14 protein-coding genes are annotated in these 13,470 nt (G+C 66.9%); 9 read left to right on the top strand and 5 right to left on the bottom strand.

Annotated features, from left to right (window positions below; genetic code table 11):
- The first annotated feature begins 42 nt into the window (after positions 1-42).
- From HALXA_RS12680 to HALXA_RS12655, 6 genes are all read left to right on the top strand, one after another.
- Positions 43-1,722: a 4Fe-4S ferredoxin N-terminal domain-containing protein gene (locus HALXA_RS12680; RefSeq protein WP_013880777.1), complete on the top strand. Its 1,680-nt coding sequence runs from the start codon at positions 43-45 to the stop codon at positions 1,720-1,722.
- Positions 1,719-3,128, top strand: coding sequence for an NrfD/PsrC family molybdoenzyme membrane anchor subunit (gene nrfD, locus HALXA_RS12675; protein ID WP_013880776.1), 1,410 nt, complete (start codon positions 1,719-1,721; stop codon positions 3,126-3,128). The genes HALXA_RS12680 and nrfD overlap by 4 nt, the downstream gene beginning before the upstream one ends.
- The gene (locus HALXA_RS12670) at positions 3,125-3,439 is read left to right on the top strand and encodes a hypothetical protein (RefSeq protein WP_013880775.1); all 315 of its coding nucleotides are present in this window, start codon (positions 3,125-3,127) and stop codon (positions 3,437-3,439) included. The genes nrfD and HALXA_RS12670 overlap by 4 nt, the downstream gene beginning before the upstream one ends.
- A gap of 174 nt (positions 3,440-3,613) precedes the next feature.
- Positions 3,614-3,925 (top strand): hypothetical protein, encoded by a 312-nt coding sequence (locus tag HALXA_RS12665; RefSeq protein ID WP_013880774.1) that lies wholly within the window; start codon positions 3,614-3,616, stop codon positions 3,923-3,925.
- Positions 3,926-4,049: 124 nt separating this feature from the next.
- A complete protein-coding gene (locus tag HALXA_RS12660; RefSeq protein ID WP_013880773.1) occupies positions 4,050-5,141 on the top strand; it encodes an Mrp/NBP35 family ATP-binding protein in 1,092 nt (363 codons plus the stop codon).
- Between the two features lie 58 nt (positions 5,142-5,199).
- Positions 5,200-5,535, top strand: coding sequence for a cupin domain-containing protein (locus tag HALXA_RS12655; protein ID WP_013880772.1), 336 nt, complete (start codon positions 5,200-5,202; stop codon positions 5,533-5,535).
- Positions 5,536-5,594: 59 nt separating this feature from the next.
- Here HALXA_RS12655 and HALXA_RS12650 read toward each other — a convergent pair whose 3' ends face one another.
- From HALXA_RS12650 to HALXA_RS12635, 4 genes are all read right to left on the bottom strand, one after another.
- Positions 5,595-6,731 (bottom strand): asparagine synthetase B family protein, encoded by a 1,137-nt coding sequence (locus tag HALXA_RS12650; RefSeq protein ID WP_013880771.1) that lies wholly within the window; start codon positions 6,729-6,731, stop codon positions 5,595-5,597.
- A complete protein-coding gene (locus HALXA_RS12645) occupies positions 6,728-7,414 on the bottom strand; it encodes a PHP domain-containing protein (protein ID WP_013880770.1) in 687 nt (228 codons plus the stop codon). The genes HALXA_RS12650 and HALXA_RS12645 overlap by 4 nt, the downstream gene beginning before the upstream one ends.
- A gap of 123 nt (positions 7,415-7,537) precedes the next feature.
- A complete protein-coding gene (locus HALXA_RS12640; RefSeq protein ID WP_013880769.1) occupies positions 7,538-7,969 on the bottom strand; it encodes an arsenate-mycothiol transferase ArsC in 432 nt (143 codons plus the stop codon).
- Complete coding sequence (locus HALXA_RS12635) at positions 7,962-8,360, bottom strand: ArsR/SmtB family transcription factor (protein ID WP_013880768.1); 399 nt, start codon at positions 8,358-8,360, stop codon at positions 7,962-7,964. The genes HALXA_RS12640 and HALXA_RS12635 overlap by 8 nt, the downstream gene beginning before the upstream one ends.
- Positions 8,361-8,576: 216 nt before the next feature.
- On the opposite strand from HALXA_RS12635, the gene HALXA_RS12630 reads away from it, so the two are divergent.
- Positions 8,577-9,932, top strand: a complete 1,356-nt coding sequence (locus tag HALXA_RS12630) for an MFS transporter (RefSeq protein WP_049895463.1) — start codon at positions 8,577-8,579, stop codon at positions 9,930-9,932.
- A gap of 62 nt (positions 9,933-9,994) precedes the next feature.
- Here the strand turns inward: HALXA_RS12630 and HALXA_RS12625 are convergent, their stop codons facing one another.
- Positions 9,995-10,375 (bottom strand): hypothetical protein, encoded by a 381-nt coding sequence (locus HALXA_RS12625; protein WP_013880766.1) that lies wholly within the window; start codon positions 10,373-10,375, stop codon positions 9,995-9,997.
- 187 nt (positions 10,376-10,562) lie between these two features.
- Between HALXA_RS12625 and purL the strand changes: the two genes are divergently transcribed.
- Positions 10,563-12,737, top strand: a complete 2,175-nt coding sequence (gene purL, locus HALXA_RS12620) for a phosphoribosylformylglycinamidine synthase subunit PurL (RefSeq protein WP_013880765.1) — start codon at positions 10,563-10,565, stop codon at positions 12,735-12,737.
- Positions 12,738-12,834: 97 nt separating this feature from the next.
- Positions 12,835-13,461 (top strand): HalX domain-containing protein, encoded by a 627-nt coding sequence (locus HALXA_RS12615; RefSeq protein WP_013880764.1) that lies wholly within the window; start codon positions 12,835-12,837, stop codon positions 13,459-13,461.
- Positions 13,462-13,470 lie beyond the last annotated feature (9 nt).

Below are 13,470 nucleotides of genomic sequence, written 5' to 3'. Positions count from 1 at the left end.
ACTGCTGCACGAAAACGGCGTATACAGAGGTGTTCTAACTGAATGAGTACGGACGATGAATCATTCCACCCACTCGGAAGCGAGTGGGAAGACGAACTCGAGGAGATGCTCGACGATACCGAGTACGATACGGAACTCGGTATGAAAATGGCCCAGGACGCGATGCGGGTCACCAAGGGCGAGCTCTCCGAAGCCGAATTCCACGAGAAGTATCACGAGGACGTGATGGAGGAGTTCGGCGAGGACAACCGCCCAACCGCTGAGGCATTCGAGGCCGCCCAGGAGGAAGCGAAGGGGACGGTCGGCCGGATGCTCGACAAGTTCAGCGGTGACGGCGAAGATACCCGACGCGGCGCGATGAAGAAGATGGGCGCCGGCGCGGCGGCCGTCGGGCTCGGCGCGTGGGGAACCGCCGAAGCCGGCCAGCAGAACATCGCCGAAGCCGGCGACGAAGGCGGCCACGGCGGCGGCCACACCGAGGCGCAGGACATCCACGAGCGCGACACCCAGTGGGGGATGACGATCGACCTCGAGCGGTGTGACGGCTGTCTCTCCTGTATGACCGCCTGCGCGTCGGAGAACGACCTCGACCAGGGCGTCAACTGGATGTACGTCATGGCCTTCGAGGACGAACTCACCGCCGGCGGCTCCCCGGCCCCCGACGTGATGGGCGGGGTCGAGCAGAACATGCTCGTGCGTCCGTGCCAGCACTGTACGGACGCGCCCTGTGAGAAGGTCTGTCCGACCACGGCCCGCCACACCCGCGACAAGGACGGGCTGGTGCTGACCGACTACGACGTCTGTATCGGCTGCCGGTACTGTCAGGTCGCCTGTCCCTACGGCGTCAACTACTTCCAGTGGGACGAACCCGACGTGGCCCACGAGGAAATCACCGGACACGGCGGCGCGGAGGTCGACGATCCGAAGGAGATCACCCACGCCGAGTACGAGAACGGCGAGGACCGCTGGGTCGACAGTCGCTCGCCCCGCGGCACGATGAGCAAGTGTACGATGTGCCCGTCCATGCAGGACGGCCAGCAGGGCGAAGAGTACGTCGGCACCACCGCTTGCGAGCGCGCTTGTCCGCCGAACGCGATCCAGTTCGGCAACGTCAAGAGCGAGCGCAGCGACGCGTACCAGCACCGCGAACACCCGAGCAAGAGCCGCGCGATCATCGACATCAGCTTCTCCGTCCCGTCGACGGACGAGATCGACGAGGCCCTCAGCGACGACGACGACTTCGAATCCGCCCTCGAGGCGCTCGAGATCGACAGCGATCTCGTCAGCGTCATGAAGGCGATCGACATCGTCAGCGAGCGGCTCGGCCCCGGCGACGAGGAGAACAACAGCATCCTCGAGACGGAGCAGTCGATCCTCGAGTCCCTCGACGCGCTCGAGGAGTACGTCGACCTCGAGAGCGAGGAGGTCCTGTCGGAACTGCGCCTCGGCGACGGCGAGGAGGACGACGCCGCCAGTCGGCTGCGCGAGTACGCCGGCAACCCCAGCAACAAGTTCAAGCTGCTCGAGGATATCGGCACCAACCCGAACATCACGTACATCGGGCAGGAGCCCGGTCCGGAAGCCCACCAGGTCGACGGGCCGAACAGCTACGGCGACGTGACCTACACGCGCTCCGACGGCAGTGAGGTCGCAATGGTCGACAACCGCAAGGAAGACGTCCTCGACGAGGGGACCGTCGGCGACGCGGGGGTGTCGCTGTGAGCACGAAAACGCCCTCCGAGGCGGACATCCTCCGCCCGGTCAACAAGTTCTCGAAGAAGTACCTGGCGCTCTTTGGCGTCTCCGCCCTGGCGCTGGGTGCGTTCCTCGTCGCCTGGGCCTACCAGCTCCAGCAGGGGCTGATCGTCACCGGCCTCGGCGACTGGGGGAGCGGCGGCGGCTCCACGTGGGGCCTGTACATCGGCGCGTTCATCTGGTGGGTCGGGATCGCCCACGGGGGGATCATCCTCTCCGCGGCGGTTCGCCTGCTCGGCATGGAGCGATACATGCCGATCGCGCGCCTCGCCGAGATGCTGACGCTGGCCGGCCTCTCCGCGGCCGGTTTCTACATTCTGGTCCACATGGGACGTCCGGACCGGATGGTGACGAGCGTCATCGGGCACTACCACATCACGGTCAACAACTCGCCGCTGGTGTGGGACGTGACCGTCATCACGGCGTACTTCGTGATGACCGCGACCTACCTCGGCCTGACGCTACGGTACGACGTCAGCCGCCTGCGCGACGACCTCCCGTCGTTCGAACCGAAGGTCGGCGGCGTCCAGCTTCCCGACCTGTACGGGCTGGTCTACGACGCGCTGACGATCGGCTACACGGAGAAAGAAGACGAAGTCATCGAGCGGATGGTCTGGTGGCTCGCCGCCGCCGTCATCATCATGGCCCCGCTCCTGCTCCACGGCGGCGTCATCCCGTGGCTGTTCTCCCTGCTCCCGGCGATGCCGTCCTGGACCGGCGCGATTCAGGGGCCGCAGTTCCTCTCGATCGCGCTCACGTCGGCGATCAGCGGCGTGATCCTGCTGTCGTACGCGTTCCGCCGCGCCTACGACTGGGACCACATCATCACGGACGACATCTTCCGCGGGCTGCTCCTGTGGCTCGGGTTCTTCTGCCTGCTGTTCCTCTGGTTCCAGCTCCAGCAGCTGGTCAACGGGTCGTTCCTTGGCCCGCTCGACCAGGCCCACGCCACCGCGGGCAAGCTCGGCCACCCCATCTACATCACCTCGATGCTGATGGTCCTGGGCACGCTGGCGTTCATCTTCCTGCAGGGCATCCGACCGGCGCTGTTCAGCAAGAAGCGCGCCCTCGCGGCCGGCTTCGTCGTCCTCACGGCGACCTTCCTCGAGAAGCTGCTGTTCGTCGTGGAAGGGTTCCTGCACCCGACCTTCGACATCTACGCGAACGTGCCCGGGACCTACTTCCCGAGCGCGATCGAGTGGCTCTCGCTGGCCGGCACGATCGGGCTGGTAGTGCTGTTCTTCCTCAGCATCTCCCGTCTCGTTCCGGTCGTCGAACTCCACGCGATCGAACACCTGCGCGGCGACCACGGCCACGAGCACGGTCACGACGAACCGACTGACGCTGCGTCCGAACCGGAGGTGAAAGCATGAGCTTCGCCACGACGCTCGCTGCCGCCGCCTCGTCGGTCCTGTACCACGGCTACGACGGGACCGAGGGCTTCACCGGCTTCGTCAACGAGGGGACCTGGGTCATCTTCGCGCTGATCCTGGTGCCGATCTACATCATGCTCATCGCGTGGTTTACCGGAAAGCCGCGCGATACGAAGACGGGACTGCTCGGCGTCTCCTACCTCGCCGGGCTAACGACGTCGATGTGGGTCGGGATGTTCTTCCTGACCGTGCTGATCGGCATTCTCTTCTACGGCGGCATGCCCGAACCGCTCGCGGCGCCCGGTCCGTAAGGACCGTCGCGTCGCCGTCCGTATCGCCGTTCGACCGATTTTCGTTCTTTTGTGCGTCCGTTCGTGAGCAGTGACTGCGGGTGCTCCGGTGAGCGTGCAGCGTCGCTGGCCGCACGGCGGTGACCGCGCAAATGCAGGCACTACCACCACGACAGCGATCGTGAAACGTAACGTATGCCATCCCCAGCCGGGCCTGCAGCACTCGAGGCCCTGTATCACGGCTACGAGGGGACCGCGGGCGTGACCGGGTTTCCAAACACCGGCACCTGGCTCATCTTCGCGGTCATCCTCGTTCCCGTCTACGTCATGATCATCGCCTGGTTCGTCGGTTCGCCGCGAAACACGAAGACCGGACTGCTCGGCGTCTCCTACCTCGTCGGGCTGACGACGTCGATGTGGGTCGGGATGTTCTTCCTGACCGTGCTGATCGGCATCGTCTTCTACGGCGGCATGCCCGAGCCGATCGGCCCGGTCGGTCCGGGATAACCCGACGGTTCGAGGCGGACCCAGGGCCGCCGAGATCGGCGGCTACCGCGCCACTGGTAGGGTCCCGAACCATCACACGTATCCCCGTCGGCTACTTCTATTCGGATACGCACATCGACGCACTATGAGCATCACAGAACACGAACTCAAAATCAAACTCGAGGACATCGAGGACCCCGATATCGGCGAGGACATCGTCACCCTCGGGCTGGTCAACGATGTCGTAATCGACGACGAGACCGCCCGCATCTCGCTCGCGTTCAACGCCCCCTACGCGCCCTCCGAAATGGAGCTGGGCAACCGGATCCGCGAGCTCTGCGACGAGGTCGGCCTCGAGGCCGACCTGCGAGCCCACGTCGGCGAGGAACACGGCTTCGACGACGAGGTGCTCCCGCGGGTGCGCAACGTCATCGCGGTCGCCTCGGGGAAGGGCGGGGTCGGGAAGACGACCGTCGCGGCGAACATCGCCGCCGGCCTCGAGAAGCGCGGCGCGATGGTCGGCCTGCTGGACGCCGACATTCACGGGCCGAACGTGCCCAAGATCCTGCCGGTCGAGAGCGAACCCGGCGTCACGCCCGACGAGGACATCGTCCCGCCGCGCTCGGACGGCGTCCGCGTGATCAGCATGGGCTTCATGATGGAGGAGGAGGACGATCCCGCCATCCTCCGGGGGCCGATGGTCAACAAGTTCATGATGAAGTTCCTCGAGGGCGTCGAGTGGGGTCGCCTCGACTACCTCATCGTCGACCTGCCGCCGGGGACCGGCGACGCGACGCTGAACCTGCTGCAGTCGATGCCCGTGACGGGTGCGGTCGTCGTCACGACGCCCCAGGAGATGGCCTTAGAGGACACCCGCAAGGGGATCCAGATGTTCAACAAGCACGATACCCCGGTGCTGGGCGTCGTCGAGAACATGAGTTCGTTCGTCTGTCCGTCCTGCGGCGACCAGCACGGGCTGTTCGGTACCGAAGGCGCGGACACGATCGTCGACAACTACGACGCGCCGCTGCTGGGTCGCATCCCGATCCACCCGGACTTCGGCGCCGACGGCAGCGAAGGCCCGATCGTCAAGGACGACGAGAGTCCGGTCCAGGAGCACGTCGAGGACGTCGTCGCCGAAGCCGCCGACCGCATCGGCGAGGCCAACCGTCGCACGGTCGCCGAGCACACCTCCGACGAGCCCGCCGACGCGCTCCCGACCGAAACCGAAGACTGACTCGATCTGACGAGCGGTATCGTTTATAGCGTCGGTATCGAATCGTCCTGCTACAGTTATGTCCACGTCACTCGACGCGTACGGCGACGCCGTCGCCGACCTCGAGCCGGCCGACGGCGAGGTCGAAACCACGGAACTGGTCGTCACCGACGACGTGCTCGTCAAGGCCTTCGCGCTCGGTCCGGGCGCGGAACTCGAGCCCCACGAGCACGCCGAAAGCACGAACGTCTTCCACGTCCTCGAGGGGAGTGTAACGGTCCTGCAGGACGGCGAGAGCGAGGAAATCGAGGCGCCGGGGGTCGTCCACCACGAGCGCGGCGTCGACCACGGCGCGAAAAACGAGACCGACGAGCGGGTGGTCTTTACGGCGAGTCTGTGCCCGCTGCCGTCCTGACTCGCTCTCGCTCCTCTCACTCCCTCGAGCGACGTTCGCTCGAGCGCTTTCGAGTCGCCTTACTCGTCCGCGAGCAGCGATTCGATGTACTTCGAGACGTGGTCGTCCATCCGTCGCTTGTAGCCGTGCTGTCGGGCGAGCCGGTCGAGTTCGCGGGCGACGAGGCTGCCGTACTGGACCGCCTTTTTGTCCCGCTCGGCGACCTCGCCGGGGAGGTACCGGGCCGCAACCTGCCGGAAGCCGCGCTTCCGCGTCTCCTCGTCGGCCAGCAGGTCGTCCGGCAGCCGAAGTGCCGCCTCGACCACGCGGTCGTGGAGTAAGGGAGCGACCGGCTCGAGGCCGGTCGCCCGGATCGTCAGCACGTCGCGGGGAAGCTGGTCGGGCAAACTCTCGATCTGTTCGCGGACGGCCCCGCGGGTCGTCTCCGCCTCGACGCGGTGGTCGAGCCGGACGACCTTCTCGTAGCCGCCGAACAGTTCGTCGGCGCCCTGACCGACCGCCAGCGCGTCGTAGCTGTCCGCGGCGACCCGTTCGCCGACCAGGTACAGCGGCAGGGCGATCTGGACGTCCATCGCGTTCGTCCGCCCCGTCGCGCGGACGATCTCGGGCACCGCGCGCTCGAGGTCGGCTGGCTCGAGTTCGACGACGGTCAGATCCCGTCCCATCGCCTCGGCGGCCGTGCGCGCGGCCTCGACGTCGTGGCTGTCGGGGAAGCCGACGACGTACAGCGGCGCGTCCAGCAGTTCGGCGACCAGCGCGGAGTCGACGCCGCCGGAGAAGGCGACGGCGATCTCGCGGTCCGCGGTTCGGGCCGCGTCGGTCGCCGTCCGGATCGCGTCGTCGAGCGCCTCGAGGGCGGCCTCGTGATCCGGTTCGGGGTCGGGATCAGGAAGCGTAAAGCGGCGCTCGACGCCGTCCGGTTCGACGCGCCCCGCCTCGTCGGCGTCCAGCACTCCGCCCGCCGGGAACGGCGCAGGATCCTCGAGCGGCGCCGGTTCGAACGCCCACGCGTCGCTGTCCGCTCCGACGTCCGCGTCGGCCGACTCGAGAAACAGCGGCTCGCGCCCGAGCACGTCCCGGACGAGTCGCCCGTCGACCTCGCCCGCGAAGCCGGCGGTTCCGGGCAGCGGCTCGCTGCGCTCGAGGGCGTCGCGAACGGTCTCGGCGTCGGCGCCGCGGAGGGTCGGCGTCGTCACCGGAACACCCCCAGAACGCCGCTCCGGATGCGGCGCGTCACGCCGCCGGCGAACTGCTGGAGACTGATGCGCCAGGGCGTGCGCTTCCCCTCGACGGACGTCTTCCCGTCGCGGATCGCCTCGAGGATCGCGTCGGCGGATCGCTCGTCGGCGTCGACGCGGGTGATCGCCTGGCCGACCATCTCGCTGATGTGGGCGTCGCTGCCGGCGGTGCGGGGAAGATCGCGCGCGCGGGCGAAGCGGTCGGCCTGCCGGTTCGCGCGGCCGGTCAGCAGCCGGGAGTTGTAGACCTCGATCGCGTCGCCCTTCGCGAGTTCCTCTCGGGAGATGCGTCCCATCACGCCGTGGCGCGACTCCTGGAACGGATGGGGGATCACCGCCAGCCCGTCCTGGTCGCGGATCGCCTCGAGCGTCGATTCGAAGGAGAGCCCGGGCGGCACCGCCTCCTCGAGGCCCAGGCCGAGGATATGGCCCGCCTTGCTCGAGATTTCCATCGCCGGGATGCCGACGAGTCCGTAGTCGGGCGCCCGCTCGGCGGCCTCGAGGCTGGCGTCGATTTCGTCGTGATCGGTGACGGCGATCGCGTCGAGGCCGACGGCCTCGGCCTGCTCTAAGATGAGTTCGACCGAGTCCCGGCCGTCGTACGACAGCGACGAGTGGGCGTGGAGTTCGACCGACAGCACGGGTCGACGTTCGGGTAGCGCGATCAAAAGTTATCCGATTAGTAAACGGTCGATTCGGTTGCATGAGACGGTATCCGATCGCCCCGCCGCGTTGATCGGGACGGCGGTGGGCTTCGGTTTCAGCTACACTTCGTCGAACAGCGCCTCGACGCGGGCCTCGATCTCGTCTCTGATCTCGCGGACCGTCTTCTCGTCTTTTCCGTGGGGATCCGTCAGATCCCAGTCGCGGTTCTCGCCGCTCCAGGTCGCCGGACAGACGCCTTCGGCCGAGCAGCCCATCGTGATGACGTACTCGCACTCCTGCAGGTCTTCGGGGGTGATCTCACGCGGCGTTCGATCGCTGAGATCGATGCCGAGTTCGTCCATGGCAGCGACGACCTCCTCGTGGACGGCGTCGGCGGGGTCGGTTCCGCCGGAGACGATTTCGATGTGATCGGCGCCGCGGCGCTCGCGCTCGCGTTCGGCGAAGGCGGTCGCCATCTGGCTTCGGCCCGCGTTCTGGACGCAGACGAAGGCGATGGTGGGTCCGGACACGACGGTGCTCTCGTTACGCATCGCTCACGCACCCGTCGAGAACCGTGACGAGGGCCACGGCGCGGTTGGTCGCCCGGTACTTCTTCCAGCGGCCGTCCTTGCGATCGGCCACGAGTTTCGCGTCGACGAGTTCCGAGAGCGCGTGGCTCAGACCGCTCTCGCTGACGCCGACGATCGCGTCCAATTCGCAGACGCATAGTTCCTCCTCGGCCGCGACGAGTGCGCGGACGATCCGGTATCGCGTCTCGTTTGCCAGCGCCGAGAGGACGTCCAGTTCCGTCTCGACCCGCTCGGCGCCGATCGTCGCCTCGAGCGCGTCGAGCTCCTCGAGGCGGCATTCTATGTCCTCGTCGCGACACTCGCCCAGTTCCTCCTCGAGATAGCGTTGGAGCCGTTTCGTCGCTTGTGCCATCGTGGAATAGTTGAGTAGTTCTTCAATTAATGGTTCCGACTGTATCACTCCGAAATTGGTAATAATGTCCGTTATAGCTGTATATGGCTGCGAATTGGTGTCTATGTACGGATATTGATTTCGGGAATAACTGAATTGGACTGTGACGAACACGACATTCCTATTACGGAAGCGAACGTTGTCCCGCGCGATGGCGACTACACGCCGGTGACCGGGATGGGTACGGAGGAAATCGAGGTCGACAAGCGAGAGCCGAGCGCCCTGGATACGTTCCGGCAGTTCTTCGCCCTCGAGCGTGACGTGCTGGTGCTATCGCTGGCGATGTTCGCGTTCAGCCTGGGGTTCCAGATGACCAGCCGGTTCCTGCCCGACTACATGGTCGCGCTGGGCGCGTCGGGATTCGTCGTCGGCCTGTTCGGTACCTTCGGGAACATCATCTCGGCCCTGTATCCGTATCCGGGCGGCGCGATCTCGGACCGGATCGGCTCGCGGTACGCGCTGACGCTGTTCGGGTTCCTGTCGACGCTCGGGTTCGCGGTCTGGCTCGTTGCCGGGCAGTTCGGGCCGATCCCGGTCGGCCCCGTCACGATCGAACCGTGGCTCTGGATCTTCGTCGGGCTGGTGCTCGCGCAGGCCTGGAAGTCGTTCGGCCTCGGGGCCTCCTTCGCCGTCGTCAAGCAGGCCACCGACCCCTCGCGGCTGGCGGCCGGCTTCGCCAGCACCGAGACGTTTCGCCGGACCGCGTTCCTCATTGGACCCGTTCTGGCTGCGGCGCTCATCGGCCTCCACCCCGACTTTACCGTTAGTTTCCAGTACGTCCTCGCGGTCGCGGTCGCCTTCGGCGCGCTGGGGACCGTCGTCCAGCACGTCCTCTACGACTCGAGCGAAGATTCGATCGGCGGCTCCTTCGCGGGCATAGAGCAGATCGTCCGGGACCTGCGGGACATGCCCGATCCGCTGCGGCCGCTGTTGGTCGGCGACACGCTCGTCCGATTCGCCAACGGGATGGTCTACACCTTCTTCGTGCTCGTGGTGACGCGGCTCTACGAGGTCGGCCTCGAGACGACGATCGCGGTCGGCGGCTTCTCCTACCCGATCGACCTCTCCCCGCAGGCCTTCTTCGGCTACCTGCTCGGGGTCGAGATGCTCGTCGCGCTGCTCGTGATGGTCCCCGCGGCCAAGGTCGCCGAGCGCGTCGGACTCAAGCCCGTCGTAGCGCTCGGCTTCGCCGTCTACGCGATCTTCCCGATCGTCCTCATCAACGTCCCCGAGTTCACCGCCAACACCGCGACGGCGATGATCCTCGTGTTCGCGTTCTCGGGCCTGCGGTTCGCCGGGCTCCCCTCGCACAAGGCGCTGATCGTCGGCCCCGCGGAGCAGGGCGCCGGCGGTCGCGTGACGGGCACCTACTACCTGCTCCGGAACACGATCGTCATCCCCAGCGCCGCGCTGGGCGGCTACCTCTGGGAGTTCATCAGCGCGGAACTCGCCTTTACGATCGCCGCGGTGATCGGCGTCGTCGGCACCGGTTACTTCCTCCTGTTCGGCGAGGAGTTCGAAGCCTACCAGTAGTCGACTCGAGTCGTCGATACCGGTCGAAGCCGGTTTTCCGATTGCGTACTCGAGCGCTCGGGTCACAACGCGACGACGGCCATCTCCAGCGGCGCCTGACGGAACAGCAATAGCACGACGTTGTTGAGCGCGAACGCGGCGTACAGCACGACGGCGCCCGCTACGAACCGGCCGTCGATCGGCGCAGAGAGGACGTTGCCGACGACGACGACGACCGCGGCGTAGCAGACGGCGGCGAGCGCGACGCCGGCCAGCCCGAACAGGTCGTAGAAGAAGACGGTGACCGGATTGAGTTCGCTCGCGTAGGAAACGACGAAGAAGGAGGCCGCGGCGATCAGATCGACGACCCAGAGCGCGGCGAACGCCAGGCGGAGCCGACGCGAGCCGGGCGGGTCGAACGCGAGCGGCCGCTCGAGGACGGACGTGGTTCTGCTGCTTCCCATGCTATCGGAACGGAGGGCGCTGGCGGGAGTAACGGTTGACCTTGAGAGCGACGGTTGCGACCGTCTCTCACGGCTCCACGGCCGGGTTGCGTCCCCACTCGAGCCGCTGAGCGTCGATTACCGGTGTAGTATACACGAAGGTGCATATAGAAACCCCTTTACCGGCCGGCTTTCACCACCTAGGTGAATGAGTCTTGCCGATTCGGACCGCGAACTCGTCGTCGACGAACTGGGGCGGGAGCCGACCCGGGCCGAGGCGGCGCTGTTCGAGAACCTCTGGAGCGAACACTGCGCGTACCGCTCCTCGAGACCCCTGCTGTCGGCCTTCGAGAGCGAGGGCGAGCAGGTCGTCGTCGGGCCGGGCGACGACGCGGCGGTCGTCGCGCTGCCGGATAATACGGACGACGAGGAGAGCGGGGACGAGACCCAGGACACCTACATTACGATGGGCATCGAGAGCCACAACCATCCCTCCTACGTCGATCCGTTCGACGGCGCCGCGACGGGCGTGGGCGGCATCGTCCGGGACACGCTCTCGATGGGCGCCTACCCCATCGCGCTGGCGGACTCGCTGTACTTCGGCGCGTTCGACCGCGAACACTCCAAGTACCTGTTCGAGGGCGTCGTCGAGGGGATCAGCCACTACGGCAACTGCATCGGCGTCCCGACGGTCGCCGGTAGCGTCGATTTCCACCCCGACTACGAGGGGAACCCCTTGGTGAACGTCGCCTGCGTTGGCCTGACCGACGAGGAGCGACTGGTCACCGCCGTTGCGCAGGAGCCCGGCAACAAGCTCGTCCTCGTCGGCAACGGGACCGGCCGCGACGGCCTCGGCGGGGCCTCCTTCGCCAGCGAGGACCTCTCGGAGGACGCCGAAACCGAGGACCGGCCCGCGGTCCAGGTCGGCGACCCCTACGCGGAGAAACTGCTGATCGAAGCCAACGAGCAACTCATCGAGGAGGGGCTGATCGAATCCGCCCGCGACCTCGGGGCGGCCGGGCTGGGCGGCGCCTCGAGCGAACTGGTCGCCAAGGGCGGCCTCGGCGCCGAGATCGAACTCGAGCGCGTCCACCAGCGCGAGCCGAACATGAACGCGCTCGAGATTCTCCTCGCCGAGTCCCAGGAGCGGATGTGCTACGAGGTCGCCCCCGAGAACGTCGAGCGCGTCGCAGAAATCGCCGAGCGGTTCGATCTCGGTTGTTCCGTGATCGGCGAGGTGACCGACGGCAACTACACCTGTACGTTCGAGGGTGAAACCGTCGTCGACGTCGACGCCGAGTTCCTCGGCGAGGGCGCGCCGATGAACGACCTGCCCGCCGAGGAACCCGCGGAGCCCGAGATCGACCTGCCCGACGCCGACCTCGAGGACGCCTTCGAAACGGTCGTCTCGAGTCCGAACACGGCCTCGAAGCGGTGGGTTTACCGCCAGTACGACCACGAGGTCGGCGTGCGGACGAGCGTCGGGCCGGGCGACGACGCCGCGATTATCGCGGTTCGCGAAGCCGGAACTGGGCTGGCCATCTCCGCTGGCGCCGCACCCAACTGGACCGACGCCGCACCCTACGAGGGCGCACGAGCAGTAGCGCTCGAGAACGCGACGAACGTCGCGGCCAAGGGCGCCACACCCCTCGCGGCCGTCGACTGCCTCAACGGCGGCAACCCCGAAAAGCCCGACGTCTACGGCGGCTTCAAGGGGATCGTCGACGGGCTCGCGGACATGTGCGCGACGCTCGAGGCACCCGTCGTCGGCGGCAACGTCTCGCTGTACAACGACTCCGTCACCGGGCCGATCCCGCCGACGCCGACGCTCGCGATGGTCGGCGCGAAGGACGGTTACGACGCGCCGCCGCTGTCGGTCGCGCCCGACACCGATGCGGAACTGCTGCTCGTCGGTGATCTCGCACTCGAGGACGGCGAGTTCGCCCTGGGCGGCTCGGAGTACCTCGCCCGGTTCGACGGCAGCGACGCGTTCCCCGCGCTGCCCGGCGACCCGGCGGCGCTCGTCCGGACCGTCGCCGAGGTCGCGAACGACGACGCGACGCTCGCGATCCACGACGTCAGCCACGGCGGCCTCGCGGTCGCACTGGCCGAGATGGTCTCCGACGAAGCGGGTCTCGAGGTCTCCCTCCCTGCGGACGATCCCACAGGTGCGCTGTTCCACGAACAGCCCGGTCGCGTCCTGATCCAGACCGCTGCACCCGATGCAGTCCGAGAGGCGTTCGACGGCGTTGCACCCGTCGTCAGCCTCGGGTCGGCGACGACCGACGGCCGTCTCGCAATCGCCGCCGGCGACCGAACGCTCGAGACCGACGCGGCGACGATCCGCGACCGGCGGACGACGATCGACCGCGAACTCGAGTGAGCGGCTCGCGACGGTAATATTATCTCGGCGAAACGCCGGTATTTTGATACGCCTTCGGTACGACTCCTCCGACGACCCGTTCGCGGTCGATTCGCCGATGGATATCGATACCCCGCCCCCGTCCCCGACCTCGCCCCCGTCCGTCCTGCTCGTCGAACCCGATTCAGCCCTTGCAGCCCGCTATACGGAATGGCTCGAGGACGGGTACGACGTCCGGACGGTCGAAAGCCGGAACGAAACGATCGATGCGATCGACGGCGAAATCGACGTAATCGTCTTCGACCGGCGCGGTTCGAATTCGGACTCGAGCCCCGGTGCTGAAACGCTTTTGCAGACGATCCGCGACCGCGATTTCGACTGCCGTATTGCGATGATTGTTACGGCCGATCCCTCGTTCGACGGGGCGCCTCGAAGGCTCGACGACGCTCTCGTCGCACCGATCTCGGCGACGGACCTCCGCGGCGTCGTCGACCGACTCGCACTGCAGGCGACGTACGACGATCAGCTCCGAACGTTCTACGAACTCGCCTCGAAGCGGGCCCTGCTCGATCGCGACCGTCCCGATGCCGAACTCGCGGCCAGCCGGCGCTACGCCGCGCTCGAGGATCGACTGGCGGTGGCGCGAGCCCGCGCCGACGAGACGGTGGCGGACGTGCTCGCGTTCGCGAACGACCGCCACCGCCGCGACGCGGTGCGTAACGTGCTTCGTGACGAGGAACACTAGGCGTCAGTA

The sequence above is a fragment of the Halopiger xanaduensis SH-6 genome (assembly GCF_000217715.1).
Lineage (GTDB): Archaea > Halobacteriota > Halobacteria > Halobacteriales > Natrialbaceae > Halopiger > Halopiger xanaduensis.
This window is presented reverse-complemented; position numbering and strand designations above follow the sequence as displayed.

Bases quoted from the DNA above. Each gene is read 5' to 3' on its own strand.
- HALXA_RS12680 (WP_013880777.1), top strand. From the start codon at position 43: ATGAGTACGGACGATGAATCATTCCACCCACTCGGAAGCGAGTGGGAA.
- HALXA_RS12670 (WP_013880775.1), top strand. From the start codon at position 3,125: ATGAGCTTCGCCACGACGCTCGCTGCCGCCGCCTCGTCGGTCCTGTAC.
- HALXA_RS12665 (WP_013880774.1), top strand. From the start codon at position 3,614: ATGCCATCCCCAGCCGGGCCTGCAGCACTCGAGGCCCTGTATCACGGC.
- HALXA_RS12660 (WP_013880773.1), top strand. From the start codon at position 4,050: ATGAGCATCACAGAACACGAACTCAAAATCAAACTCGAGGACATCGAG.
- HALXA_RS12655 (WP_013880772.1), top strand. From the start codon at position 5,200: ATGTCCACGTCACTCGACGCGTACGGCGACGCCGTCGCCGACCTCGAG.
- HALXA_RS12640 (WP_013880769.1), bottom strand. From the start codon at position 7,969: ATGCGTAACGAGAGCACCGTCGTGTCCGGACCCACCATCGCCTTCGTC.
- HALXA_RS12635 (WP_013880768.1), bottom strand. From the start codon at position 8,360: ATGGCACAAGCGACGAAACGGCTCCAACGCTATCTCGAGGAGGAACTG.
- HALXA_RS12630 (WP_049895463.1), top strand. From the start codon at position 8,577: ATGGGTACGGAGGAAATCGAGGTCGACAAGCGAGAGCCGAGCGCCCTG.
- HALXA_RS12625 (WP_013880766.1), bottom strand. From the start codon at position 10,375: ATGGGAAGCAGCAGAACCACGTCCGTCCTCGAGCGGCCGCTCGCGTTC.
- purL (WP_013880765.1), top strand. From the start codon at position 10,563: ATGAGTCTTGCCGATTCGGACCGCGAACTCGTCGTCGACGAACTGGGG.
- HALXA_RS12615 (WP_013880764.1), top strand. From the start codon at position 12,835: ATGGATATCGATACCCCGCCCCCGTCCCCGACCTCGCCCCCGTCCGTC.